This is a genomic window from Yersinia sp. J1, from assembly GCF_050586585.1.
Taxonomy (GTDB): Bacteria; Pseudomonadota; Gammaproteobacteria; order Enterobacterales; family Enterobacteriaceae; genus Yersinia; species Yersinia entomophaga.
This window is the reverse complement of record NZ_JBOBDP010000004.1, coordinates 162,807-189,445: the sequence shown is the minus strand read 5'-3', so window position 1 is coordinate 189,445 and position 26,639 is coordinate 162,807. Positions and strand designations below refer to the sequence as shown.

Genomic DNA, 26,639 nt, shown 5'->3' with positions numbered 1-26,639 from the left:
AAAATGAAACGTCGTTTTATTTTAATGGTTAACCATACTAGTTACAAGGTGACTCCGCTTTTAAAAATAGCTAATTCACGGAAATCATTGGCTTCATTGCGCGCCGGTTTGCCATTGGCAATGGCGACGATCAGTTCGACGAACTCTTCCAGTAAAACATCCATTGAAGTCCCTTTGATTAGTTTTCCCGCATCAAAGTCGATCCAGTGAGGTTTTTTCGCCGCCAACTCGCTGTTGGTAGCCAGTTTCACCGTAGGCACGAAACCACCATAAGGCGTACCTCGACCGGTGCTGAATAGCACCATATGACAGCCTGCCCCCGCCAGCGCACTGGTTGCCACCGCATCATTCCCCGGAGCGCTGAGCAAGTTCAGCCCCGGACGTTGCAGGCGCTCGCCGTACTTCAGCACGTCGACCACTTTGCTTTGCCCTGCTTTTTGGGTGCAGCCCAACGATTTTTCTTCCAGCGTAGTAATGCCGCCAGCCTTATTACCCGGTGACGGATTTTCGTAAATTGGCTGATGATGAGCGATGAAATACTGTTTAAAATCATTCACCATGCTAACAGTCTTTTCAAAGGTAGACTCATCGCGACAACGGCTCATCAAAATGCGTTCTGCACCAAACATTTCTGGTACTTCAGTCAAAACCGAAGTGCCACCGTTGGCAATCACATAATCGGAGAAACGCCCCAAGAGTGGGTTAGCCGTGATACCGGACAAACCGTCCGAACCACCGCATTCCAGGCCAAATTTCAGTTCGCTGAGTTGACCCGGCACACGCGGGTCGCTGCGCATTACCTGATATAGTTCTCGCAGTCGTTCCAAGCCAGCTTCCACTTCGTCGTCCTGCTGCTGGCACACCATAAAGCGAACCCGCTCATTGTCCACTTCTCCCAGCGTAGTTTGGAAAACGTCGACCTGATTGTTCTCGCAGCCTAAACCTATAACTAATACCGCACCGGCATTAGGATGGCGCACCATATTTTGCAGCATGGTTCGGGTATTTTCGTGATCCTGACCAAGCTGTGAACAGCCGAACGGATGGCTAAACAAATGCACCCCGTCAATGCCTTCCGCCTCGTTGGTTTCCTTCAGAAAACGCTGTTGGATCTGACGCGCGATACCGTTAACGCAGCCAACGGTTGGAATGATCCACAATTCGTTACGAATGCCCACGTCGCCATTTTTGCGACGATAGATCCGAACTTCTCGATCGGCCATTTGCACCGGCAGATCGCTAAATTCTGGCTGATATTGGTATTCATCCAAGTCACTTAAATTGGTTTTAGCGTTTTGAGAATGAATATGTTCACCGGTTTGAATCGGGCTAAGTGCATGACCTATCGGCAAACCATATTTCACAATCATTTGATCCGGCTGGATTAAAGTTAGCGCAAACTTATGCCCGCGGGTCACTGGCTGCGCCAGCGTGATTGCATCGCCATCAATTTTGATGACTTCTCCCTGCGCCAGATCCTGTAGAGCAACGGCTACATTATCCAGTGGGTGAATTTTTATCGTCTTTTGCATAGAAAACCTTTAGCTGTAAGCCGCAACCGCTGCTCTCATTCCACGATCCAGGATAGTTTGCAGTTGCTCTGTCACCTGTTCGGCCAACTGGGGTACTGCAGTTAAATCCTGCCCCCAATGATTCGCATCAGACAAAACGGTCTGAACCAATGCGGCGGGAGTCGTTTCGTATTGCTTCACACTGCTCCATAAGCGAGAGTAGGTTTCCAGCCAGTGAGCGTCGTCTTGCAACGGATAGGATTCTCCTTGACGTTCCCCGCGATAAAAGGCGATCAACGCGGCTAATGCAAAGGTTAAACGCGGCGGCAGCTTGCCCTTTTGCTGCTGGTAAGCCAGCAGCTGAGGCAAAATGCGGGTACGGAATTTGGTCATACCGTTCAACGCAATAGACAATAACTGGTGCTGAATGAAAGGGTTACGGAAACGGCTTAATACCGCCTGCGAGAAGGAAAGCAGTTCATCCTCAGGTAAATCCAAAACCGGAACGATTTCTTCAATCATGGTTTTTTCCACGAACTGACTGATTTCAGAATCATTCATGGTTTGCCCGACGGTATCCAGACCGGCCAGATAAGCGATAGGCACCAGCGCTGTGTGAGCACCGTTCAAAATGGCGACTTTACGCTCTTTATACGGCTTGATGTCATCCACGATGCACACATTCAGATCCAGTTGATCCAGACGCAACTCTTTTGCCAACCACTGTGGCCCTTGAATAACAAAGAGATAGAAGTATTCCGCCGTATCGAGGAAGCTGTCCTGATAGCCCAATTCAGCCTGTAAAGCGGTCACTTCATCGCGGGGATAACCGGTCACAATCCGATCCACCAACGTTGAGCAAAAAGTATTATTTTCTGTTAGCCAACGGGTAAATCCAGACGGTAACTGCCAATGCTCCGCATAGCGCAGCACCAGTTCCCGCAAGGCTTCGCCGTTATAATCGATTAATTCACAGGGCAACAACACCCAGCCTTTATCTGCCGCGCCGTCAAAATACGTATAGCGCTCAAATAATAAGCGAGTCAGCTTAGCTGGAAATGACGCCGGTGGCGCATCATCCGGTTTATCTTGCTCATTCCAGGCGATACCGGCTTCGGTCGTATTGGAAAAAACAAAGCGAATATTAGCATCGCGAGCCAGTGCCAGATACTCGTCGAATTGACGATAGATATTGATCTCCCGATTCACCGAACGGATCAGCCGAGATTCCCGCACCGCTTCCCCCTGCTCATTCAGACCGCGAATGACCGTGGTATACAGGCCATCCTGCGTACTCAAGGACGGAGGAAAATCCGTATCTATTGGCCGGATCACTACGATCCCAGCGTTAAGATCGGTATGTTCGTTCAAAAGGTCCAGTTGCCAATCGACAAAGGCGCGCAGGAAATTGCCTTCGCCAAATTGAATGACTTTGTCAGGGTAACTGCGGCCGGGAAAATCACGACGGTTCAGGGTTAGCATGTTGATCTACCTCATAACGCGTTCCGCCATAGACAGGCCACGGGCGATAAACCGGCATCATATGCACAGCCCGTCGCTTTCCGTCCCGCAGACAGCGTTGAATTAAGCAAAAGTTTGAAAGGCGGGAGGCCGATTGGCGCTCCCGCTTGGCACATTACAATTCGATAGCGAAATACTGTTTGGCGTTATCGAAACAGATGTTTTTCACCATCGCACCCAGCAGTTCAATGTCTGCCGGTGCTTCACCACCTGCCACCCAGCGGCCAATCATCTGACACAGTATTCGGCGGAAATATTCATGACGTGTATAAGAGAGGAAGCTGCGGCTATCGGTCAGCATACCGACAAAGCGGCTTAGCAAACCCAGCTGCGCCAGTTGGGTCATTTGGCGCTGCATACCGTCTTTTTGATCGTTGAACCACCAGCCGGAACCGAACTGCATTTTCCCTGCGGCACCTTCGCCCTGGAAATTGCCGACCATAGTGCCAATGACTTCGTTATCGCGTGGATTCAGGCAGTACAGGATCGTTTTCGGTAGCGCATTACGCAGACCTTGCGCATCCAGCAAACGGGAAAGCGGCTGAGCCAGCGGCTGGTCATTAATCGAGTCAAAACCGATATCTGGGCCAACCAGATTGAACATGCGACTGTTGTTATTACGCAGCGCACCGATGTGATATTGCTGAACCCATTCACGACGATGATATTCACCAGATAAAAATAGCAACACAGCGGTTTTAAACTGAGCCACTTCTTCCAGCGTTGGCTGAGTTCCCGTCAGACGACGAGCTAGAATACCGTCGAGCGTCGTTTCGTCTGCTTCACCATAGACCACCACGTCCAACGCATGGTCAGAGACTTTACAGCCGTGAGCGGCAAAGTGATCCATACGTTTGTTCAATGCGTCGCACAGGTCGGAGAATTTACTTATAGACGTATCTGCCGCAGCTTCCAGCAGCTTCAGGTAATCGCGAAAACCGGCGGCTTCAATATTGAAGGCTTTATCCGGACGCCAACTTGGCAACACTTTGATGTTAAAGCTGCCATCCGCGGCGATAGCTTTGTGGTGGCGCAGATCGTCAATAGGATCATCGGTGGTGCCGACCATTTTGACATTCATCTGTTGCATGATACCGCGCGCAGAGAAAGCCGGTTGAGCCAACAGCTCATTGCCACGTTGCCAGATTTCTTCCGATGTTTTCGGCGAAAGCAGTTTGCCGGTAATACCGAAAGGACGACGTAATTCCAGATGAGTCCAGTGATACAGAGGATTGCCAATTGTGTGAGGGACGGTTGCGGCCCAAGCTTCGAATTTTTCCCGATCGCTGGCATCGCCAGTACAGAATCGTTCGGCAACGCCGTTGGTACGCATAGCGCGCCATTTATAGTGATCGCCCTTCAGCCAGATGTCATACAGGTTTTTAAAACGATAGTCTTCTGCGATTTGTTCCGGTGGTAAATGGCAGTGATAGTCATAAATCGGCTGATCTTTTGCATAATCGTGATACAGACGACGGGCAAACTCGGTATCCAGCAAAAAATCTTCGGTTAAAAACTGCGACATATTGGCTTCCTCACATGGCTACATCGTAGAGCACTGTTTTCTGTTATCGCGAAGTTATCACACCAATTCCACTTACCGTCCAGCACTTTTTACAAGACAGTGATCGCAAAAACCTAACAAAATGAACAAATACTCAACATTTTCTATTATTTAGTCCCTTGCAGCACTAAGGCTGACGAGTTCTATTATTCCCTAATTGAAAAGTGGTTTTTGTGATGTCACTCAACTTTTAAATCTGTATGACAAGTTATTGTTGCGTCGCCCTGAGTTGTCTTATGGATACGCATCATGAGAGTTCAGGGGAAACCAAATCGAAAAAATTACAGGTCGTCGGTGAAGGAATACATCGTCAGTGTCATTTTTCTAACGGCTTAGGACCGTGGTGATACCAGGCATCGCAACCTTAGGGGCATCAGCTTGATTTAACCCCCTCGGCGTTGAGAGACACGATCAAAAAAGGAGCGTTTAGGTACCACCGGGTGCACGGGCATCGACTGGATGGACCAAATTGCGCCATGGACTGCCGCCAGACAGCACTCCATAGCAGTAATCTTAGAGACTGGGAGAGATTTAGAAATGCGTAAAATTAAAGGGTTACGCTGGTACATGATAGCCTTGGTCACCATGGGCACGATTTTGGGTTATCTGACACGTAACGCCATCGCCGTCGCCGCACCTACGCTTCAAGAACAGCTACATATCACTACGCAACAGTATTCTTATATTATCGCCGCTTATTCCGCCGCTTACACTTTGATGCAGCCGGTTGCAGGTTACGTACTGGACGTCATGGGAACCAAAATCGGCTACGCCATGTTCGCCGTTATGTGGGCGATATTCTGTATGGGTACCGCGTTAGCCAGCAGTTGGGGCGGCCTGGCCATTGCCCGTGGTGCCGTGGGTGCAGCTGAAGCAGCCATGATCCCCGCAGGCTTGAAAGCCAGTAGCGAATGGTTCCCGGCGAAAGAGCGTTCTATTGCCGTTGGTTATTTTAACGTCGGTTCATCCATTGGCGGAATGATTGCTCCACCGTTAGTGGTCTGGGCTATAGTCATGCACAGCTGGCAAATGGCTTTCATCATTACCGGTGTGCTCAGCCTGATTTGGGCTATCTGTTGGTTAATTTTCTATAAACACCCGAAAGATCAGAAACGACTGACGGATGAAGAACGGGACTATATTCTCAGCGGTCAGGAAGCTCACCACTCCACCTCCAACTCGAAAAAGATGTCTGCAATGCAGATTATCCGTAACCGCCAATTCTGGGGTATAGCCATCCCACGCTTTCTGGCAGAACCGGCTTGGGGGACGTTCAATGCCTGGATTCCACTATTCATGTTCAAAGCCTATGGCTTTAACCTGAAAGAAATTGCGATGTTTGCCTGGATGCCAATGCTGTTTGCTGACCTTGGCTGTATTCTCGGTGGCTATCTGCCTCCGTTGTTCCAAAAATACCTGAAAGTGAATCTGATTGTTTCTCGTAAATTGGTTGTGACTATGGGCGGTCTGCTAATGATTGCGCCTGGCACTATCGGCCTGTTCACTAGTCCTTATGTCGCTATTGCTCTGCTGTGTATCGGTGGTTTTGCTCACCAGTCTCTATCTGGCGCGCTGATTACCCTGTCTTCCGATGTCTTCGGTCGTAACGAAGTCGCCACTGCCAACGGGTTAACCGGCATGGCAGCCTGGACTGCCAGTACGCTGTTTGCTCTGGTGGTTGGTGCATTAGCAGATACGTTGGGCTTCAGCCCACTATTTGCCGCGCTGGCGGTGTTCGACGTACTGGCAGTCATCGTTATCTGGACGGTGCTGCAAAATCGCCCTGCCGATGACTCACAGACAGATCCGATACAACAAGCACCGGCTGAGCAAAATTAACCCGTCCGGCGACGTTCTCCAAGAGTGACGCACTGCGCACACACTAGCCCGGCAGAAGCTTGCCGGGTTTGTTTTTCTCCGCCCTACACTACCTTTGGTTAAGTATATCTGTGATAGCAATAGCTAGAACCAATCGGGAATAAGTGGTATAACAAGTCCGCGAGATATGCCGTTCGGGATAGCCTCCAAGCCCTGACAACACTGAGTCATAACATTATCTGCCTCAATTGATCCAAGAGCCTTAATCATGGAATTCACAGATACCAGACGGTTATACCAACAGTTGGCCGCAGAGTTAAAACGACGCATCGAAGCTGGTGTGTATCAGGTTGGCGATAAGTTGCCTGCTGAGCGCTATATTTCGGAAGAAATGAATGTCAGCAGAACCGTCGTCCGTGAAGCGATTATTATGCTGGAAGTCGAGGGCTACGTAGAAGTACGCAAAGGCTCTGGCATCCACGTCATGTCCAATCAGCAGAAGCATTTGGTCATGCCAAGCAATGAAATTGAGTTCGCTGCTGCCGGTCCTTTTGAGCTACTTCAGGCGCGCCAGTTAATTGAAAGCAATATCGCCGAGTTTGCAGCAACGCAAATCACTCGTCAGGATATAGTCAAACTGATTGAAATACAGGAACACGCTCGTCAGGAAGATCGTTTTCGGGATTCACAATGGGATTTGAAATTCCATGTGCAGGTCGCTCTGGCTACCCAAAATACCGCGATGGCCACTATCGTCGAGAAAATGTGGAGCCAACGGGTGCATAATCCGTATTGGATCAAACTGCATGAGCACATTGACGATAAATCCATTGAGAGCTGGTGCGAAGATCACGATCAGATCCTGAAAGCGTTAATGCGTAAAGATCCTTATGCCAGCAAACTGGCAATGTGGCAGCATCTGGAAAACACCAAGCAAATGCTGTTCCATGCCACCACTGATGATTTCGAATTTAACGTCGATCGTTATTTATTTGCAGAAAATCCAGTGGTTCATCTGGATAATCTTGCGGCCAACAATATGACGATAAACAGCAAAGCCTGAGCTGAATAGTCTCCCCGCTACTATTACCTACGTTTTTCCGCAGGAAGAATCGAAAAATAAAAGGGATACCGCCTGCAAAAATTGCGGTTTCCCTCTTATAACCTTGCATTGGCGGGATCACTCTAGTCAGTAAATGTCGAGATCTGTCAGCAAATGTAAGCAGAGAAGCTATTTCTTAAAAGCGGTACAATAAACCATCAATTAACGCCTATATTTCCCTGTTTCATATCCTGCTATTTTGCTAAAGTGACTGCTCTTTTTTTTCCCGCCACTTTGGGAGCGAAACGCGAAAGATGCGCTGGTTGTTGATCCTGCTTATTGCTGTTTCTTGCTGGACCGGTTCGGTCGCCAGCAAGCCGCTATTGGCTGGGCATTCTGATTCCACGCAGGACGTTTCTTATACCGCCCTTCAGCGCGCCGCAATTCAATACATTAATGTTGAATTCATTACTCAAAACGTCTTCCGACATAATGCGCCATTGCCCGACCAGCTGCGTCTTGGCAAGCGGATCAAAAATTTCTCAATTAAAAACCGTCTGGGCACATCTAAATTCACCGGAACAGGCAATACTTTATGGGTAAACCTGAGTTGGCATCCGTCCTGGTTCCTAACTTCACGCAATGCTCAGGCAAAAGAAATCTATAAGCAGTCCCGACAACCGTCACCATTACGCCAATCTGGCCGCTGGATGCTTCATTCAGCTGCGCAGCAAAATCGCGTGGGCGGCTGGAAAGAGAGTAATATCCTGTACAGCGGTGCACTGACTTATCACGACGCCGCAATTCTGTTTCCATTGTCATAAAAATTTATAAGCAAAAAATAGATTTACTGCATACGCATCAACGGATTGGTTCACTTTGGAAGTATCAGCACCTTTATCTGAACCGCCGCGTGAGCGCAACAAAAACAATGACGTTTTAGGAATACCAGATGGATATCATTAAAGAACTCTTACATGCCTTGTGGCAGCAGGACTACGAAACACTCGCTAACCCTTCGTTGGTGTGGGCCATTTATATCCTGCTGTTTGTCATACTATTTCTGGAAAATGGCCTGCTGCCAGCAGCATTTTTACCCGGCGATAGCCTGCTGATTCTGGTCGGCGTACTGATTGCCAAAGGGGCAATGAGTTTCCCGGTCACGCTAGTGGTTCTGACTACCGCCGCCAGTTTAGGCTGTTGGGTCAGCTACATACAGGGAAGATGGCTGGGAAATACCAAGATAGTGCAGGGTTGGTTATCCCATTTACCTGCTCACTATCACACCCGCGCGCATAATTTATTCCACCGCCACGGTTTGTCCGCCCTGCTAATTGGCCGTTTTTTAGCTTTCGTCCGGACACTGTTACCCACAATTGCTGGCCTTTCTGGCCTGAGCAACGCTCGTTTCCAGTTCTTTAACTGGGTCAGCGGCCTGCTTTGGGTACTGATTCTGACTACATTGGGGTTCGCGTTGGGTAAAACGCCGGTATTCCGCAAATACGAAGATGAAGTCATGTTCTTCCTAATGCTGCTACCGCTAGCGTTATTGTTTATCGGCCTATTTGGTTCTCTGTACGTACTGTGGCGTAAAAAGCGCAGCGTGCAGGGTGATAAAGGAAATCAGGCGTGATCCAGCTTCTGGCTCGTTTGCGCCGCCCACGCTGGCACTATGCGGTGCTAGCGTTGGGTATGCTGGTGCTTGTCGCGCTGTTTACCCCCGTGATACTGCATACTGAAAGCGCCCTGAAAATCAGCCCTAATCAACAAGGGCTGAGTCTTCCGGACGGCTTCTACCTTTATCAACATCTGGACGAACGAGGCATTCGGATTAAAAGCATTACGCCGGAGGCCGATAGTTTGGTGGTAAGTCTGGAATCACCGGAGCAGCAGAAAGAAGCCATTGAAGCATTGCAGGCTATTTTGCCGAAGGGCTACGTCATCGTGCTGAGTGAATCAACCAAACGTCATAGCTGGCTGCCAAAGTTTGGCGGTGATACGCAAAAAATAGGCTAGCTCAATCCTCTGTCGGGGGAAACTCTCCCCCGTCCCTCTGATGTCATTTCTCCCCGCGTGCTCTGATTACTCTTCGATATGTAACCGATAGGTTTCGCGCTGCCGCTAACCACGCAACAATTTGAAAAATGAAAGGGATTCCCCAATATAACCCAATAGAAAACTTGGGCGATGTTCTATTCAGCGCTATGCTTAACTTAAGTGCGGTTATCGCCATTACTGATATGTCCCATTTATTAAGCGGCATGGAACTAAGACACACCGTTGTCTTCAGGCTGCAAAAAGGAAGAAATATTATGTTGTTACGCCATTCCCTTCTGCTGGTTTTACCGGTTGTTGCATTCTGCGGCCTGGCTCAGGCTGCTACCGCTAACGGCTGCGATATCAAAGCGAAAGAAATTCAGCAGCAGATCGATTATGCCAAACAGCATGGTAATACCCAGCGCGTTGCCGGGCTGGAAACGGCTCTGAAAGAAGTGAAATCCAACTGTACTGAAGCCGGTTTACAGGCTGAGCATCAGCAAAAAGTTGCTCAGAAACAGCAGAAAGTTGCCGAGCGTCAGCAAGAGCTGAAGCAGGCGCAGGAAACCGGTGACGCAAAGAAAATCGCCAAAAAGCAGAAGAAGCTGGACGAAGCCCAAACCGAGCTAAAGCAACTTCAGGCTGAATAGATATTATTCATCGCTTTTGGTAGTCAAAAATCTGGTTAAAAAGCCATTTTATGGTGTTTTTTAGGACGAATCCGCAGGCGGATTAGCATGATTTTCCACAGGTTGGCCTTTCAACCACTCAGAAAATCCGCTATGTTAGATATTCTTCTCAGTTATGTTAAGGAGTTATTTATATGGCACAAGATAAAAACGCTGAAAATTTGCGCGCCGAACTCAAATCACTGGCAGATACATTGGAAGAAGTTTTGCATTCCTCCTCTGATAAGCCAAAAGCTGAGTTAGATAAATTACGATCCAAAGCTGAGAGTGCCCTAAAGGACACTCGTGAGCGCCTGAGCGAAACCGGCGACAAAATTGCGGCTCAGACCAAAGAAATCGCCGACAAGGCTGATAACTACGTTCATGACAACCCTTGGACAGGTGTTGGTATCGGTGCCGCAGTTGGCGTGGTATTGGGCGTTCTGTTGTCTCGTCGCTAATTATGGCAGAGCAACCTCGCACACAGGGCCCCGGTAAAGGGGTCCTTGATACCATCCATCGCATCGCCACTATCGTGGTTGGCATGGTTGAAACCCGCGTTCGACTGGCGGTAATTGAGCTGGAAGAGGAAAAGGCAACGCTGATTCAGTTGCTGATAATGGCCGGAATCACTCTGCTATTAACCGCTTTTGGTTTAATGAGCCTGCTGGTGTTAATGATGTGGGCCGTTGATCCCGTCTACCGCTTTATGGCTTTGGCTATCACCACCGGCGTGCTGTTGGGGCTAGCGTTGATAGGTGTTATCTGGACGCTGGTTAAAGCTCGTCGTTCCACGTTTTTGGGTTCTACCCGTCAACAATTGGAAATCGATCGGGAATTATTGGAGAAAGACCAGTGAGCCGCCAGTTACGGTTAGAGAAGGAAAAGTTGCTGCGTCAGATTGAACAGCAACGCCTGGATCTGGCTAACAGCGCGGCACACTGGATTGAAGTGACCGCGCCTTACGATCGCGGCTGGCTCAAAATTCTTGAAATGCGTAAGTTTCTGGTTCTGGGTTCCAGTCTGATCGCAGTTTATGGCGTTCGCCATCCCAGCCGAATGATTCGCTGGTCCCGCAGGGCGTTAAGCGCGTGGGGTACCTTCCGACTTTTCCGTCGCACATTTTCTTCCCGCTAAACTCGCCTGTCGCCACTGTCTCAGACGGCGAGTTTTATTAACTCATTCAATTTATTATTTATTTTTTATTCTCAACCCTTCCACTTATCTTTATCGGCTAACCTTTTTCGCACTTTTTGTTAAACCCATCAATTTTTTTGATAAAAACAAACAGTATTACTTGCTAACAACTTTCCTACCTCCCTACTAACATATTATTCATCAACCCGGTATGAAGCTGGAAAGCCAACGGATTGCCACGAAATATTGCCGCTAATGTTAAGCATTAGCATCAACCCTTATTTGGAGTAAGTAGTCGATGAATAAATTACAAGATACCGGTCTGTTGGTTGCACGTATTCTGATGCCAATTCTGTTTATTGTTGCCGGTTACGGAAAAATGGGCGATGCCTATGCTGGAACTCAGCAATATATGCAGATGATGGGCGTTCCCGGCTTCTTCTTGCCATTGACTATCTTGCTGGAATTTGGCGGCGGTCTGGCGATTCTGTTTGGTTTCCTGACCCGTACTACCGCTCTGTTTACCGCGGGCTTCACGTTGTTAACCGCGCTGATTTTCCACACAAACTTTGCGGAAGGCGTAAACCAGCTGATGTTCATGAAAAACCTGACCATCGCCGGTGGCTTCCTGGTGCTGGCCGTTGCAGGTCCTGGCGCATTCAGTATTGACCGTCTGCTGGGCAAAAAGTGGTAACTTTCCCCCGCGGCTAATATCCGACGCCCTATCTGATGGTAGGGCGTTGTTATTTTGTCGCCTTACTGACGAATGGATTAATACGGCGTTGCTAATCCAAACTTATTTCGCCTTCCTCTGCTCTCTGCGCTATAAAATTCGTGATTACCTCTAAATACACAGGAGTACCCAATGGGACAACTAGTTGACGGCGTTTGGCAAGACATCTGGTACGACACTAAGTCAACCGGCGGCCATTTCAAACGTAGCACCTCACAATTCCGTCATTGGATAACCCCTGATGGCCAGCCCGGCCCTCACGGCCGCGGCGGCTTTAATGCGGAAAAAGATCGTTATCATTTATACGTTTCACTTGCCTGCCCTTGGGCGCATCGCGCTTTATTAATGCGCAGCCTTAAAGGGTTAGAATCCCTTATTCCGGTTTCAGTCGTACATCCATTAATGTTGGATAAAGGTTGGACCTTTGGCACCGACTTCCCTGATACCACCGGAGATTCCCTTTACCAATCGGATTACCTCTACCAGTTGTATTTACGTGCAGAACCCACTTATAGCGGACGAGTGACCGTCCCCATACTTTGGGATAAGCAGCAGCAAACCATCGTTAGCAACGAATCCGCCGATATCATGCGTATTTTTAATAGTGCATTTGATGGTGTAGGTGCCGCCAAGGGGGATTATTATCCCGAAGCGCTGCGTGAGGAAATCGAAGAAATTAACGGTTGGGTCTACGATGCGGTAAATAATGGTGTATACAAAGCCGGTTTTGCCACCAGCCAGAACGCCTACGATGAAGCGGTAAATACGTTGTTTGTGGCGTTGGATAAATTGGAATTAATTCTGGACCAGCAGCGTTATTTAACTGGCAATCAACTGACTGAAGCTGATTTACGTTTGTGGACCACTTTAGTTCGTTTTGATCCTGTCTATGTCACCCACTTTAAATGTGATAAACGCCGAATTAGTGATTATCCGAACTTATTCGGTTTCCTACGAGATATTTACCAGATGCCAGGCATTGCTGGCACCGTTAGCTTGCCACATATTCGCAATCATTATTATCGTAGTCATGCCACGATTAATCCCTACGGTATTATTTCCGTCGGGCCAGAACAGGATTTATTGTCGGCCCACGGGCGAGATGTTCGTTTTGGTTCAGAGTAATAGTCTAACCCAATACCCTGTTATACCTTTTTTACTCGGACGGGCGACCAGCGCCCGTCTCACTATATTCCTAACCGCGCCCCAGTAATTTAGGAATTTCCCGCAGGCACCAGGACTTAGCCTCGCCCATACTGTCTCGCCGCCAGGCCATAATAATATCCACTTCTCGGCTGTACTCCGGCCCAACAACCCGTAAGCGACCCGCTTCGATATCTTTTTCGACCATTTCATAAGGCATGGTCGCCACGCCTAATCCGGCCAGCAACGCGCGTCGTTTATCTTCAATAGTACTGACCGTTAAACGCTGCTGTTTATCCAATAACTGAACGGTAATGACCGGGCGCTCGCGAGCGGTATCTGCCACGGCAATACCTCGATATTTAACCCGAGTCACTTCCGAGAGCGGCTCCGGTTCCTGATGGATTGGATGATCTGGGCTGGCCACGTAGACGCTGGTTACTTTATATAATTTTCGTGAATTGATTTCTGAAGAAGCGCGGAAATGCATATCTGGTGCGATAACAATATCAGCACGCCCCTGCTCCAATCGCTCCCAGGCTCCGGCCAGAACCTCAGTCAAAATTGAAACCTGCGTATTGGCCTTGAGCGACAGTTTGTCGATAAGCGGGAACAGTTTCCAGGCGGGCGACAACGCCTCACTCACAATTGTGATGTGTGTTTCCCAACCCCGCGCCAGCGCTTCAGCATCGGTAGTCAGTTTATCGGCAGCTTCCAATAACACCCGGCCGCGATCCAGTAGCATCCGACCAACATTTGTGAATTTAGTGCGATGCCCGGAGCGGTCAAATAGCACCACATCCAGCTCTTCTTCAAGCTTCTGCATGGTGTAGCTGAGGGCCGAAGGCACTCGACCCAGTTCATCAGCGGCAGCGGCAAAGCTGCCTCGACGATCAATCGCATCCATTACCCGCAGCGCTTCTAGCGTTAACGCCCGATCTTTGGCCATCAGTTTTCTCAGTCAGGAAATTTGAATATACCGACCAGATTAACTGGCTAACAATCCTGCGTCCAGACGCTTACCATTTGTCTATCAATTTATAGGGGCAATCATCGTCATGATCACATGCAGAACGGCAAAACAGTGCGGGCAAGCTGACTTTGGTTGGTTACAGGCCCGCTATACCTTTTCTTTCGGTCATTATTTCGATCCCAAACTGCTGGGCTACGCTTCATTGCGAGTGCTCAATCAGGAAGTTCTCGCACCCGGCGCAGCGTTTCAGCCACGAACTTATCCTCAGGTAGATATTCTCAACCTGATCTTACAGGGTGAAGCGGAGTACAGAGACAGTTTGGGTAATCATGTACAGGGAAAAGAAGGCGATGTTATTTTATTTTCGCCGCAGTCTGAGGTGAGTTACAGCGAGCATAATTTGAGTGGCTGTAAGCCATTAACCCGGATTCAGCTGTGGCTGAATGCCTGCCCTGAGCAGGATACTGATTCGAGTCAGCGTCTAGCGCTAGGCAATGAATCATATCGTTTACTGGCTTCGCCTGATGGCGATCAGGGGAGTCTGAAGCTGCGTCAGCAGATGTGGATTCACCATTTGGATATGGCGGCGGGAGATGAACATAGCATTCAGCTTCACGGTCAACGGGCGTATTTACAGTCAATTCACGGCACCGTAGAAGTGGAAGGTTCGCAGACCAGCGATCTTCAGCGTCTGACCTGCGGCGACGGCGCCTTTGTTCAGGAAGAGCAGCAGCTCACCATTAAAGCCAAAACGCCGCTACGCGCGCTGTTAATCGACCTGCCGGTATAGGTACTGATTCAAATAACAGCTGAATCCTCAAAGATCGCATCACGCTGGATTTTAGGACGTCGCGAGCTAGCCGAGTTGGGGTGCGCCCAGCACGTAGGAACCGGAACCTACACAAAGTAGGTGAGGATTCTGAGCACTGCGTCAGCCCAAAATGGCGACGCGCAGTAGCCTGTCACCTTACAGGCTCGAGCTTAGCGCACCGAGGGGCGCTCCGGCGGCTCACGCCGCTACGACCCCAGCGGCACGCTTTCACTCGCATCCGTATTAGTGTTGCTGACTTATCACGTCAAGAACCGAAGAAATTACACTCCATTGAATTTTAGGGCGACGCGCAGTAGTCAATCACCCAATAAAAAACCCCTTGTGAGGATAACCTCACAAGGGGCTCTATAATAGAGGGAGTTGACCGGTAAGCCGGGTTCTGTCGTGGACAGTCATTCCTCTAGGCCAGCAATCGCTCACTGGCTCAAGCAGCCTACCCGGGTTCAGTACGGGCCGTACCATGTGAACCCCTATTTGGCCTTGCTCCGGGTGGAGTTTACCATGCCACGGACTGTTGCCAGCCGCGCGGTGCGCTCTTACCGCACCCTTTCACCCTTACCTGATCCCACTTGCGCGGGCCATCGGCGGTTTGCTCTCTGTTGCACTTGTCGTAGGCTTGCGCCCCCCAGGCGTTACCTGGCACCCTGCCCTATGGAGCCCGGACTTTCCTCCCCTCCACCTGTCTCCCCCGAGAGGGACGGCAGTGAAGCGGCGACTGTCTAGTCAACTCCGCGGCGGATTATAGTCACATTGAAGCGGAATGTCATCTTTCACTTGAAACAAAGATTTATAGTGATTAATTATCAAACAAAGTGATTTTATCGAACGTGGCTTAACTCTGTTTTGCATATGCGATAATAAATGAAGCCTTTACCCGCGCAATTGGGTCAATGTATGGCGCGATATGTTCTCTTCCTCCGATACCGCGTGAATGACCTATTTTCACTTTATTACAGCTCAACAAACTCATAGATAATTGTAAAGATGCTGACAAAAATTACCTTTTCGATCAAAACAATACGCAGAATTTATTAGCTAGAATTAGAACTGTCAGGCCAACATTTCACTCGAGCGTTCTAGGAGCTGTACTATGAAAAGTATCGCGCTGTTCATTGCTCCACTTGCCGCAATTTTTTTGCTCAGTAGCTGTGTGGTGGAACCCGCTCGCTATCGCGAATCTGAATTTGTGGTACCGCCGGGCATAGTTTATGTCGCTCCTGAATATCCAATGCCAGGGCCGGGCTATGTTTGGCGCTATCATGAAGGCCATTCGTGGGGCTGGTATCACCCTGGGCATGGCTGGCATCACGGTTGGAAATAATGGGTAAAGAACCTGATAAAAGCCGGACATCGCGCCCGGCTTTGCACATTACTGCGCTGCGTCTTCTTCTGTCTCTTCCGCATCGCTCTGCTGGTTGAGCGCATAGCGATATAAGGCATTTTTCTTCACGCCGTGGATTTCTGCCGCCAGCGCCGCAGCTTTCTTTAGTGGAAGCTCTTTTTGCAGTAATGCCAGAGTGCGCAGTACCTCAGCCGGCAATGCATCGTCAGCCAGCGCTTTGTGTCCTTCGACAATCAGCACCATTTCACCCCGGCGGCGCATGTCATCTTCCTGCACCCAAGCCAGCAATTCGCCCACTGGCGCACCGTGGATTGACTCCCAGGTTTTGGTCAACTCTCGCGCCAAAACCACGTAGCGTTGTGGGCCGAGCACCGTCACCATGTCCTGCAAACTTTCCAAGAGACGATGGGTCGATTCATAGAAAATAAGCGTTCGTGGTTCCTCAATCAGCGCCTGCAAGGTATCCTTACGGCCTTTGGTTTTTGCTGGCAAAAAGCCTTCGTAGCAAAAACGATCTGAAGCAATCCCCGCAGCTGACAACGCAGCTATAGCAGCGCAAGCTCCGGGCAAAGGTACGACCCGAATACCCGCTTCACGACAGCGGCGCACCAAATGGTAGCCGGGATCGTTGATTAATGGTGTTCCCGCATCGGAAACCAGAGCTATACTTTGGCCTTCCTGTAGCTTCGCCAGCAGTTGGTCAGCTTTTTGTTGTTCGTTATGGTCATGAAGCGCAAACAGGCGCGCGTTGATAGCAAAGTGTTGCAACAGCAAACCCGTGTGGCGCGTATCTTCTGCCGCAATCAAATCAACGCTTTTCAGTACCTCTAACGCCCGGTGGGTGATGTCCCCTAAGTTACCGATGGGGGTGGGTACCACGTAAAGCGTAGATGCAGAAATCACTGCTCGATCGTGTTGATTCATTGTTTCATCCGGATTACCGATTTAATATTGAGCATCTTGAAAAAAACATCACTGGATACAGTATGCTTTCCTCAACATCCGTTCGTACCAAAGCAGGAATTTTCATTCCTGCTGTTCTGGCCGCTCTTGTCTTGGCTGGCTGTTCTGGCCTGGCCCCACAGACTCCGCCGCCGTCAAATATACAGGACGAAGCAAGCGCGAACTCTGATTATTACCTGCAACAATTGCAGCAAAGTAGTGATGATAACAAGGCTGACTGGCAATTACTCGCCATTCGTGCCCTGCTACGTGAAGGGAAGCTGCCGCAAGCCAGTGAGCAACTGAATACATTGCCTGAAAAAATGAGCGACACTCAGCGTCAGGAACAACAATTGCTGGCCGCCGAGTTATTGGTTGCACAGAAAAATGCACCTGCCGCCGCTGCAATACTGGCTAAATTAGACGCCAGCACATTATCGGCAAATCAGCAGGTTCGCTATTATCAGGCGCTGATCGGCGCCAGTCAGGGTAAACCGACTCTGCCGCTGATTCGCGCCTATATCGCTCAGGAACCACTGCTTAAAGATAAGGCTCATCAGGATAACATCGATGCCACTTGGCTGGCGCTGGCGCAACTGACGCCTCAGGATTTGAATACGCTGGTGATCAATGCCAATGAAAATGTCCTGCAAGGCTGGCTGGATCTGTTGCACGTATATCAGGATAACCGACAGAACCCTGATTTATTGAAAGCGGCGATCAAAGACTGGCAAACTCGCTATCCGCAAAATCCGGCGGCGAAATCATTGCCTGCGCAGCTAACTCAGATTGTGAACTTCACTCAGGCGTCCACCGCTAAAATTGCGCTGCTGCTGCCATTAAGCGGTCAGGCAAAAGTATTTGGCGAAGCTATTCAGCAAGGTTTTATGGCGGCTCAAAGCGGCCTGCCAGCACCTGCACCAACCGCAGAACCGACCATTGACGCAAGCGCGCCAGTGGACGGTGAGGCCGCCGCAACGCCGGAAGCCCCGGCTCCAGTTGCCGCACCTGTCGCTGCCAGCAATGCACAGGTTAAAGTCTATGACACCACTTCTCAGCCAATCGCTGCGCTGCTAGCTCAGGCACAGCAAGATGGTGCCACGCTGGTTGTCGGCCCGTTGCTGAAACCAGACGTTGAGCAATTAACCGCCACGCCGACCACGCTGAATATTCTGGCGCTAAATCAGCCAGAAACCGCCAAAGACAGCCCAAATATCTGTTACTTCGCTCTGTCGCCGGAAGATGAAGCGCGCGATGCCGCCCATCATTTATGGCAACAGCAAAAGCAAATGCCGCTGTTGCTAACCCCTCGCGGTGCTTTTGGCGATCGTATCGCCAAAGCCTTTGCTGAAGAATGGCAGAAGCAAGGCGGCCAGACCGTACTACAGCAGAGCTTTGGTTCCACCGCAGAGTTGAAGCAGTCCATCAACAGCGGCGCGGGTATTCGTCTGACCGGCCAACCAATTTCTGTTACACCGACAGCGGCTCCGCAATCAGTGACTATCGCCGGTTTGACTATCCCGGCACCGCCGGTTGACGCGCCGGTGATTTCTACTTCCGCAGGCGGGAACGTGGATGCCGTATATATCGTGGCAACGCCGGACGAGCTGACGCTGATTAAACCTATGATCGATATGGCGACCACCACTCGCAGCAAACCATCGCTGTACGCCAGCTCGCGCAGTTATCAGGCCGGTGCAGGCCCGGATTACCGTCTGGAAATGGAAGGCGTTCAGTTCAGCGATATTCCGCTGATGGCCGGCGCCAACCCTGCGTTGATGCAGCAGGCTTCCTCCAAGTTTGCTAACGACTATTCGCTGGTTCGTTTGTATGCCATGGGGATGGATGCTTGGACGTTGTCTAACCACTTTGCTGAAATGCGCCAGATTCCAGGCTTTAAGGTATCAGGCTCTACCGGTGAACTGACCGCATCATCAAACTGCGTGGTTAACCGTAAACTGCCCTGGTTGCTATACCGCCAGGGAATGGTTGTTCCGGCGCAATAACCGGCGTTTTCAGCCTGACTTTAGCGCCCCGTTTCCGAACGGGGGCGAAAATAATGGATTAAAACATGAGCCAAAGGGATATTGGCGCAAATTATGAACGGCTGGCTCGCCGCCATCTGGAACAAGCCGGTCTGGTCTTTCATTCTGCCAATGTGAGCGTTCGCGGCGGCGAGATAGATCTTATTATGCGCGACGGTGCGACTTGGGTATTTGTCGAGGTGCGTTTTCGTCGGAATGCGATCTTTGGCGGCGCCGCTGCCAGCGTGACTCATACCAAACAGCAAAGGTTATTACGTGCTGCAGCGGTTTGGCTGGCGCAGCGCGGAGCCAGTTTTGACACATCATCTTGCCGTTTTGATGTTTTTGCGATTACCGGTAACCAGTTAGAATGGTTGCCTAATGCTTTCAATACGGATTGATCATTTTTCTCCGGCCAAAGCCGGGCAATTCATTTTACTGAGTGGGTTAAATCAACGTGCTGGATAGAATCAAAGTCTGTTTTACCGAGAGTATTCAAACCCAGATTGCTGCGGCGGAAGCCTTACCTGACGCGATATCACGAGCGGCGATGATGCTGGTTCAATCACTACTGAATGGTAACAAGATTCTTTGCTGCGGCAATGGAACCTCGGCGGCAAACGCCCAGCATTTCGCCGCCAGTATGATCAACCGATTCGAAACCGAACGGCCAAGCCTGCCAGCTATCGCACTAAATGCCGATAATGTGGTGTTGACCGCGATTGCCAATGACCGTTTGCATGAAGAGGTTTACGCCAAGCAAGTGCGTGCTTTAGGCCAGGCCGGAGACGTTCTGCTGGCAATTTCCACTCGTGGTAACAGCCGTGATATTGTGAAAGCAGTTGAAGCAGCCGTAACCCGCGATATGACGATTGTCGCGCTTACGGGTTACGACGGTGGTGAACTGGCAGGTCTGTTAGGCCAGCAGGATGTTGAAATTCGCATTCCTTCTCACCGCAGCGCTCGGGTGCAGGAAATGCACATGCTTACAGTGAATTGTTTGTGTGATCTGATTGATAACACCCTATTCCCTCATCAGGACGATTAAAGGAGCATAAATGAAGGTTAGTTTCCCATTTTTTGCCGTGCTGTTTAGCGCATTGCTATTACAAGGCTGTGTTGGTGCCGTCGTAGTTGGCAGCGCCGCCGTGGCGACCAAATCCGCAACTGACCCTCGCAGCGTCGGTACTCAAGTTGACGACGGCACACTAGAAGCCCGAGTGACCAACGCATTGAGCAAAGACCAGCAACTGAAAAAAGAAGCCCGCGTCGTCGCTACGGCTTACCAAGGCAAAGTACTGCTAACCGGGCAAGCACCGACGACCGAACTGGCAACCCGAGCCAAGCAAATAGCCGCTGGCGTTGAAGGCACCAGTGAAGTGTACAACGAGATTCGTCTGGGCAAACCGGTCGATCTGGGCACCGCTTCATCAGATACCTGGATTACCACTAAGGTTCGTTCGCAAATACTCACCAGTGATTCGGTTAAATCTTCTAACGTCAAAGTCACCACCGAAAATGGCGAAGTGTTCCTACTCGGCCTGGTTACGCAGCAAGAAGGACAATCTGCCGCGCAGATCGCCAGTAAAGTTGGCGGCGTAAAACACGTCACCACCGCCTTTACCTACGTTCAGTAATTTACTCACTTAAAAGCAAAAGGGCTTAGTTGATACTAAGCCCTTTTTGTTTCTGCCAACTCAACCTAGCGGCCGTTTTACAGCGCATTTTCCTGTAGGAAAGTTTTGCCGCCCAGCTGACGCATTTGGCGTAAGATCCACTGTTGGCGGCTAATTACATAGCCTGAGGGTGCATTTGCCTTAAAGCGATGTGGATTCGGCAACACTGCCGCCAGCATAGCCGCTTCAGAAGCGCTTAACCGGCTAGCAGGCTTATGGAAGAAACGCTGCGCCGCGGCCTCAACGCCGAAAATACCGTCGCCAAACTCCACAATATTCAGATAAACCGTCAAAGTGCGCCTTTTGGTCCACACCAGCTCAATCCCGGCCGTCAATCCAGCTTCCAACCCTTTACGCACCCAACTGCGGCCATCCCACAGAAACAGGTTTTTCGCCGTTTGCTGCGATAACGTCGATGCGCCTCGGATGCGTTTTTGATTGCGCTGATTGTGCGCCAGAGCCGATTCAATGGCCCCCATGTCAAATCCCCAATGGTCAGGGAATTTCTGATCTTCCGCCGCCATCACGGCCAAAGCCATGTAAGGGGAAATTTCGCTCATAGGCACCCAGTCCGAATGCGCCACGTAAGAAAAATCGCCGGAAAACCAAGCTCCGAGCTGCCTTTCGACCATCACCATGGAGAAGGGCACGGGCAGGAAGGCAAAAATCAAAATAGCGGCCAGCCAAAAGCCCAACAGCGCCAAAATGCCACGCTTTAGACCACGCCAGATCCATCCTATCCCGTATTTCCCCAATTTCATTCGATTAAGCCCAGCACCTTACTCACCAGTTTGTTGATACCGACGGCTGCTTCTGAGATAGAACCGGCCAGCATATAGGCGGGCGTGGTAACGACTTTATGCTCCGCATCCACCACGACATCTTCCACCGGGCAAACGATATGTTCTCCCCCCATGGCCTCAATAGCATCGGCGGTATCGATATCATTACCAATAGTCAGGCGAATTCGCTCTCCCAACAGCTTTGGTAACATCGCTGGGGCAATACACATAAATCCAATTGGTTTGCCAGACTTATGCATTGTTTGAGTAAGCTTATATAAATCTTCGTCTACAGAACACGCCGTTCCTTCGGTTGCGAAGCGACTCAGATTCTTCGCCGCACCGAATCCGCCGGGTACAATTAACGCGTCTAACTGCGCCGAATCGGCGGCAGAAAGTGGCTGAATCTTACCTCTCGCAATACGCGCAGACTCGACTAACACGTTACGATTTTCGTCGGTAATTTCACCAGATAAATGATTAATAACATGGAGTTGCGTCTTGTCCGGCGCAAAGCATACTGCCTCGGCTCCGGCGCGATCCAAAGCCAGCAATGTTAAGACGGACTCATGTATCTCTGCGCCATCGAAAACACCGCAACCACTCAACACTACACCGACTCTTTTCATCACAATCCTCCTTTTGTTTCGCTGTCAATCGCTAACCTGTTCTAGTGACAAACAACAATCTCTATCACATATTTTAATGAATCTTGTAACAAGAGCGCTTACATTTGCTATGTTGTTGCTTGTATGATGTATCAACGAATCCATAAAACCTGCGGACACACACAGAAATCAATACGCAGGTTCACGTTTTCCCTGGTGTTGGCGCAGTATTCGCGCACCCCGGCCTCGGTCGGGGTTATTTTTTTTCAGCTTCCGCAGTCCACTCACGCAGTACCTGAACATCGTTACGCCATTCCAGTTTCAGCTCATCAATCCAATCCTGAACGTTATCCCACCATGCTGGCAATGAAGGCGTTTGAATCTGCTGTGCCAGTTGCTGCAAATGCCGTAAACCTACCGAACCTGCCGCCCCTTTAATTTTATGCGCTTCTTCGGCAATACCTTTTTGGTCACGAGCGGTCATATTGGAATCCAACACCGCCAGATAACCCGGCATCATCTGCTCGAACATTTCCAAACTCTGATGAATCAGCTGTGGTCCCACCAAATCGATGTATTGCTCCAACATCACGGTATCGAGTAACGATTCATTAGTTTGCATCGGTTTATGTTCCTGTTTTTTTGTGGAGTGGGAAGGCTGATGATCCCAGAGCTGCTTGATCATTGCCGTTAAAGCCGGGACAGACAGCGGCTTGCTCAGCACGTCATCCATTCCAGCATCAAGATATTCTTTTTTATCTTTTAGAACGTTAGCCGTAAGCGCCACCAGCGGCGGCAAGTGGCAATGGCCATAATCCGCGCGAATTTTGCGAGCAATATCCAGCCCTGTCATATCCGGGAGCTGAATATCCAATAACACTAAATCAAAGTCATCCGGATTAAACATATCCAACGCATCCTGGCCATTCATCGCCACCTCAACGCTGTTACCCAATTTTTCCAACACCGAGCGCGCCACAATCACGTTGAGTTCGATATCCTCCACCAGCAGCACGTGCAGTGCTGGCAGCGGCATATCTTCATCAGACAACACGCTAGCCGCCTCATCCTGCACCGCAGGCGCCTTGATAGACAGCGTAAAGCAGGAACCGATGCCCTGAGTGCTTTTCACGGTGATATCGCCGCCCATGCTCTGCGCCAGCCGTTTGGACACCGCCAGCCCGATTCCGGTTCCGGTAGCCGGACGCCCGCCGTTGCTGTCTTTCACCTGATAATACATAGCGAAGATTTTGTCTTGTTCATCCTGCGGAATTCCCATGCCGGAATCTTCCACTTCGAAGATCAGTCGGTCAGGATTTTCTCGTCGGATACGCACAACTATCTGCCCTTCCTGAGTGAATTTCACCGCATTACCAATCAGATTCCACAAAATCTGGCGTAGGCGAGTGCCGTCGGTGATGATTTTCTCTGGTAATGAACCCTGAGGTTCCATCAGGAATTTCAGACCTTTAGGCTGAACCAGCAAACCGGACAGGTTTTCCAGATCGGTCATAAAACCGGTAAAGTCGATCGGTTGGTTGTCCAACTGCACTTTGCGCCGTTCCAACTTATCCATTTCGATAATATCGTTGAATATATTGCCCAGAGTGATGGCACTAACATGAATGGTTTTGAGGTATTTCAGCTGTTCATCGTTTAAATCGGTATCCAGCAAGATACGACTTAGGCCGACGATGCCATTAAGCGGCGTACGCAGCTCATGGCTGATTGTTGAGATGAAAGTGGTCTTATCCCTGCTGGCGTTCTCCAGCGCGTCTTGGTAGCGCTTACGCTCGGTTATATCGCGGCCAAAGCCCATCAGACCATGCCGTTTACCCACGCGATCGTAAAACGGTACTTTACGCAGTTCAAAACAGGCCTTACGCCCATCGGGGTACACCAGCCACTGTTCGTAGGTCAGAGAAACGTTGTGGCGGAAGACTTTTTCATCGGTTTCCATTACTTTTTCGGCAATATCTGGCGCGTAAACTTCCTGTGGCGTCAAGCCGACCAGCTGTTTCTCACTTTTACCGGTCAGCAACTCCATCGCGCGGTTACAGCCGGAAAATTCATTATCTTCGTTACGGTAGTAGACCAAATCGGGGGATGCATCGAGGAAGGAACGTAATAGGGCGGATTGTTGCCCTAATTCCACCTGCGCCTGCTCACGGTGCCCCATTTCCTCTTTCAGTTTATCCACAACCTGTAGATGGGCTTTCTCCGCTTTCTCGCGTTCGATAATTTCCAGATTTAGCTGCGAGATATTTTCCTGCAATTGCTGATTCAGTTCCCGATCGCGATAACGCATGATTTCCAGCTTATCTACCAGTCTGGATAGTCGCTGACGGGATTCCTCCAGCTGTTCCACCACCACTGACAGGAAGTAAACCGCCCACGGCGTGATTAACAGGCCGAAAAAGATGGAGCGAACAAAATCGATGCTTTCGACCGAGCCGCGTAATACCAAAGTGACGGCCATTTGCACCACCATCGCCAGTATTACCAGCACCGAAGCCAGCAGCAGCGAGAAGCGCACCAGCCCTAACTTCACCATTAAATCAACGTAATACTGGGCTAATACCCTGATTTGCTTCATAACCACTCCCGTCAAACTTCATGCGATAAATCATACCGCAAAACCAGAAATAGATAAGGCGGGTTGCCAAGAAGTGTGGAAAAGACTGCAAATCAACGGGAAATTGCGAAAGTTGAGAATGGCGATGGCCCGCAGACACGCCAAAAATAATGGGCGATGCGCTGTAGCCGAGTTGGGGTGCACACAGCACGCAAGAAGCGGAGCCTGCACAAACCAGGTGCGGATTTTGATCACTGCGTCAGCCCAAAATGGCGACGCCCTAAGCCTATCTCCCAAGGCTTAGGGCGTTCGAGCGACAGTCAAACTGAGTACGCCTGCGCGCAGTGCCCCGGATTTACACCCAGTAGCACGCGAGGAGGTAGCAGTACGCGAGGAGGCCGAGCACAACCCAAGTTCAGGTGACAAACGCCTTGTAGCCGATCACCTACAAAGCGGAGGCTTGGCCTCCGTGGGCTAACATATACCGATTCAACTCCACCATACCGGTCCAGCGATTTTCGCACCACAGCGGAGCCAACAGGGTTGGGCGACGAGCACTGGCGGAAATTCGGTGATAGACAATATCGGCGGGTGTATGACGAATCATTTCTCCGGCGGTAACCACATAGTCTTCCAGAGCCAGTTCCGGCAAACGCCCTGCTCGCCAGGCTTTAGCCATAGTGCTGCCTTCCACGATATGAAGCGGATGCAGTTTTAGTCCATCCACGCCGGTATCCACAACTTGTTGCAGAGTTTGCAGGCATTGCGCTTGATTTTCGCCGGGCAAGCCAACGATCAAATGGCAACACACTTTCAGACCGCGCGCGCTGGCACGGCGAGCCGTTTGTTGGTAGCTGGCGAAATCATGGCCTCGGTTAATACGTTTGAGGGTTTTATCATTGGCAGTTTGTAGCCCCAGCTCCAGCCAGACTTCGTAACCTTGCCGATGATAACCACTCAGCAGGTCTAATACCGCATCCGGTACGCAGTCTGGCCGGGTTCCCACACAAACGCCAACGATATCCGCTTCGGCTAAAGCCTGTTGGTACATGGCTGCCAACGCATTAACTTCGGCATAAGTGCTGGTATAAGCCTGAAAATAAGCCAGATAGCGATTAGCTCGGTTAACTTTCTTCGCCTGCGCTTCCAGTTGCTCGCTAATGGTTCGTAGCTGCATTTGTTCGTCAGCAAACGAAGCCACCTGGCAAAATGTGCAACCACCACGCCCCAGAGTACCGTCCCTATTCGGGCAGCTAAAACCGCCGTGGAGCGTGAGTTTATGGATTTTTTCACCATAGCGGCGCTGTAAATCCGCACCAAACATATTGACTAATTGCTGCAACTGCATAATCTGGAGGATGCCTGTCGTAAAAGTCGCTTAGCCTAACTGGTCAGGGTGTTCCGTGCGATGACAGAGATCAACTCCCACTCCCTCGGGTGCAACTTCGCATAACCATTCACTATAAATGCAAATAAAATCATTTAGCTACCGATTAATTTTTCTAATCTCGGCAAACACCTTACCGCATCTATTACAAATTGATGAAAAATAGTTTTAAATGTCACAAAATCATTAAATCACAGAATATCACTCTGACATCCCCACCAGCACTAGCATGGTGCAGAGATTTGACGATTGCACTATAGTGAGACAGCTCACACTTCTACTGCCCATCAACGACTCTTTCACCGGGTCAAAAATGCATAAATT

General features: G+C 50.0%; 26 protein-coding genes and 1 other RNA gene. 17 read left to right on the top strand and 10 right to left on the bottom strand.

The genetic code is table 11. The annotated features are described in order from the left end of the window. Positions 1-41: 41 nt before the first annotated feature. From ACQ4OC_RS09340 to uxaC, 3 genes are all read right to left on the bottom strand, one after another. Positions 42-1,532, bottom strand: a complete 1,491-nt coding sequence (locus ACQ4OC_RS09340) for a UxaA family hydrolase (RefSeq protein ID WP_064515288.1) — start codon at positions 1,530-1,532, stop codon at positions 42-44. Between the two features lie 9 nt (positions 1,533-1,541). Continuing rightward, positions 1,542-2,993, bottom strand: a complete 1,452-nt coding sequence (locus ACQ4OC_RS09335; protein ID WP_430971117.1) for a tagaturonate reductase — start codon at positions 2,991-2,993, stop codon at positions 1,542-1,544. A gap of 154 nt (positions 2,994-3,147) precedes the next feature. Beyond that, on the bottom strand, positions 3,148-4,557 hold the full coding sequence (gene uxaC, locus ACQ4OC_RS09330) for a glucuronate isomerase (RefSeq protein WP_120805686.1): 1,410 nt from the start codon (positions 4,555-4,557) through the stop codon (positions 3,148-3,150). Positions 4,558-5,133: 576 nt separating this feature from the next. On the opposite strand from uxaC, the gene ACQ4OC_RS09325 reads away from it, so the two are divergent. The 11 genes from ACQ4OC_RS09325 to ACQ4OC_RS09275 all read left to right on the top strand — a co-directional run bounded on the left by ACQ4OC_RS09325 (position 5,134) and on the right by ACQ4OC_RS09275 (position 13,156). Beyond that, entirely contained in the window at positions 5,134-6,435 is a 1,302-nt protein-coding gene (locus ACQ4OC_RS09325; RefSeq protein WP_064515294.1) for an MFS transporter, read from the top strand. A 247-nt stretch (positions 6,436-6,682) separates the two neighbouring features. Beyond that, complete coding sequence (exuR, locus tag ACQ4OC_RS09320) at positions 6,683-7,477, top strand: transcriptional regulator ExuR (RefSeq protein ID WP_049597832.1); 795 nt, start codon at positions 6,683-6,685, stop codon at positions 7,475-7,477. A 293-nt stretch (positions 7,478-7,770) separates the two neighbouring features. After that, on the top strand, positions 7,771-8,280 hold the full coding sequence (locus ACQ4OC_RS09315) for a hypothetical protein (protein WP_120805684.1): 510 nt from the start codon (positions 7,771-7,773) through the stop codon (positions 8,278-8,280). A gap of 128 nt (positions 8,281-8,408) precedes the next feature. Then, on the top strand, positions 8,409-9,089 hold the full coding sequence (locus ACQ4OC_RS09310; RefSeq protein ID WP_064515298.1) for a DedA family protein: 681 nt from the start codon (positions 8,409-8,411) through the stop codon (positions 9,087-9,089). After that, the gene (gene mzrA, locus ACQ4OC_RS09305; protein WP_064515300.1) at positions 9,086-9,472 is read left to right on the top strand and encodes an EnvZ/OmpR regulon moderator MzrA; all 387 of its coding nucleotides are present in this window, start codon (positions 9,086-9,088) and stop codon (positions 9,470-9,472) included. Before ACQ4OC_RS09310 ends, mzrA begins: the two co-directional genes overlap by 4 nt. Before the next feature lie 296 nt (positions 9,473-9,768). Beyond that, positions 9,769-10,143 (top strand): DUF1090 domain-containing protein, encoded by a 375-nt coding sequence (locus tag ACQ4OC_RS09300; RefSeq protein WP_064515302.1) that lies wholly within the window; start codon positions 9,769-9,771, stop codon positions 10,141-10,143. A 173-nt stretch (positions 10,144-10,316) separates the two neighbouring features. Continuing rightward, positions 10,317-10,622 (top strand): DUF883 family protein, encoded by a 306-nt coding sequence (locus tag ACQ4OC_RS09295; protein WP_064515304.1) that lies wholly within the window; start codon positions 10,317-10,319, stop codon positions 10,620-10,622. 2 nt (positions 10,623-10,624) lie between these two features. After that, positions 10,625-11,020 (top strand): phage holin family protein, encoded by a 396-nt coding sequence (locus ACQ4OC_RS09290; RefSeq protein ID WP_064515306.1) that lies wholly within the window; start codon positions 10,625-10,627, stop codon positions 11,018-11,020. Then, entirely contained in the window at positions 11,017-11,298 is a 282-nt protein-coding gene (locus ACQ4OC_RS09285; protein ID WP_064515308.1) for a YqjK-like family protein, read from the top strand. The genes ACQ4OC_RS09290 and ACQ4OC_RS09285 overlap by 4 nt, the downstream gene beginning before the upstream one ends. A 298-nt stretch (positions 11,299-11,596) precedes the next feature. Then, a complete protein-coding gene (locus ACQ4OC_RS09280; RefSeq protein ID WP_049597845.1) occupies positions 11,597-11,992 on the top strand; it encodes a DoxX family protein in 396 nt (131 codons plus the stop codon). A gap of 171 nt (positions 11,993-12,163) precedes the next feature. Next, a complete protein-coding gene (locus tag ACQ4OC_RS09275; RefSeq protein WP_430971116.1) occupies positions 12,164-13,156 on the top strand; it encodes a glutathione S-transferase family protein in 993 nt (330 codons plus the stop codon). Positions 13,157-13,226: 70 nt separating this feature from the next. On the opposite strand, the gene ACQ4OC_RS09270 is transcribed toward ACQ4OC_RS09275, so the two are convergent. Next, positions 13,227-14,123, bottom strand: coding sequence for a LysR family transcriptional regulator (locus ACQ4OC_RS09270; protein WP_049597848.1), 897 nt, complete (start codon positions 14,121-14,123; stop codon positions 13,227-13,229). Positions 14,124-14,232: 109 nt separating this feature from the next. On the opposite strand from ACQ4OC_RS09270, the gene ACQ4OC_RS09265 reads away from it, so the two are divergent. Beyond that, positions 14,233-14,937 (top strand): pirin family protein, encoded by a 705-nt coding sequence (locus ACQ4OC_RS09265; protein ID WP_064515312.1) that lies wholly within the window; start codon positions 14,233-14,235, stop codon positions 14,935-14,937. Between the two features lie 394 nt (positions 14,938-15,331). Here the strand turns inward: ACQ4OC_RS09265 and rnpB are convergent. Then, positions 15,332-15,710: RNase P RNA component class A (gene rnpB, locus ACQ4OC_RS09260), an RNA gene on the bottom strand. 359 nt (positions 15,711-16,069) lie between these two features. Here rnpB and ACQ4OC_RS09255 point away from each other — a divergent pair. Beyond that, positions 16,070-16,300 carry a hypothetical protein gene (locus ACQ4OC_RS09255; RefSeq protein WP_064515314.1) on the top strand — a complete coding sequence of 77 codons (231 nt, stop codon included), beginning with the start codon at positions 16,070-16,072 and terminating at the stop codon, positions 16,298-16,300. Between the two features lie 48 nt (positions 16,301-16,348). On the opposite strand, the gene rsmI is transcribed toward ACQ4OC_RS09255, so the two are convergent. Then, positions 16,349-17,245 carry a 16S rRNA (cytidine(1402)-2'-O)-methyltransferase gene (rsmI, locus tag ACQ4OC_RS09250; RefSeq protein ID WP_064515316.1) on the bottom strand — a complete coding sequence of 299 codons (897 nt, stop codon included), beginning with the start codon at positions 17,243-17,245 and terminating at the stop codon, positions 16,349-16,351. Positions 17,246-17,307: 62 nt separating this feature from the next. Between rsmI and ACQ4OC_RS09245 the strand changes: the two genes are divergently transcribed. From ACQ4OC_RS09245 to dolP, 4 genes are all read left to right on the top strand, one after another. Beyond that, positions 17,308-19,269 carry a penicillin-binding protein activator gene (locus tag ACQ4OC_RS09245; protein ID WP_430971115.1) on the top strand — a complete coding sequence of 654 codons (1,962 nt, stop codon included), beginning with the start codon at positions 17,308-17,310 and terminating at the stop codon, positions 19,267-19,269. Positions 19,270-19,334: 65 nt separating this feature from the next. Beyond that, complete coding sequence (locus ACQ4OC_RS09240) at positions 19,335-19,688, top strand: YraN family protein (RefSeq protein ID WP_430971114.1); 354 nt, start codon at positions 19,335-19,337, stop codon at positions 19,686-19,688. A gap of 56 nt (positions 19,689-19,744) precedes the next feature. Then, on the top strand, positions 19,745-20,335 hold the full coding sequence (gene diaA, locus ACQ4OC_RS09235) for a DnaA initiator-associating protein DiaA (RefSeq protein ID WP_049597857.1): 591 nt from the start codon (positions 19,745-19,747) through the stop codon (positions 20,333-20,335). A 10-nt stretch (positions 20,336-20,345) separates the two neighbouring features. Continuing rightward, positions 20,346-20,924, top strand: coding sequence for a division/outer membrane stress-associated lipid-binding lipoprotein (gene dolP / locus ACQ4OC_RS09230; protein ID WP_049597858.1), 579 nt, complete (start codon positions 20,346-20,348; stop codon positions 20,922-20,924). A gap of 77 nt (positions 20,925-21,001) precedes the next feature. On the opposite strand, the gene mtgA is transcribed toward dolP, so the two are convergent. The 4 genes from mtgA to ACQ4OC_RS09210 form a co-directional block, all read right to left on the bottom strand. Then, positions 21,002-21,724 (bottom strand): monofunctional biosynthetic peptidoglycan transglycosylase, encoded by a 723-nt coding sequence (gene mtgA / locus ACQ4OC_RS09225; protein ID WP_064515320.1) that lies wholly within the window; start codon positions 21,722-21,724, stop codon positions 21,002-21,004. Further along, on the bottom strand, positions 21,721-22,374 hold the full coding sequence (gene elbB, locus ACQ4OC_RS09220) for an isoprenoid biosynthesis glyoxalase ElbB (RefSeq protein ID WP_430971113.1): 654 nt from the start codon (positions 22,372-22,374) through the stop codon (positions 21,721-21,723). The genes mtgA and elbB overlap by 4 nt, the downstream gene beginning before the upstream one ends. A gap of 235 nt (positions 22,375-22,609) precedes the next feature. Continuing rightward, the gene (gene arcB / locus ACQ4OC_RS09215; protein WP_064515324.1) at positions 22,610-24,949 is read right to left on the bottom strand and encodes an aerobic respiration two-component sensor histidine kinase ArcB; all 2,340 of its coding nucleotides are present in this window, start codon (positions 24,947-24,949) and stop codon (positions 22,610-22,612) included. 424 nt (positions 24,950-25,373) lie between these two features. Next, entirely contained in the window at positions 25,374-26,276 is a 903-nt protein-coding gene (locus ACQ4OC_RS09210; RefSeq protein WP_064515326.1) for a TIGR01212 family radical SAM protein, read from the bottom strand. Positions 26,277-26,639 lie beyond the last annotated feature (363 nt).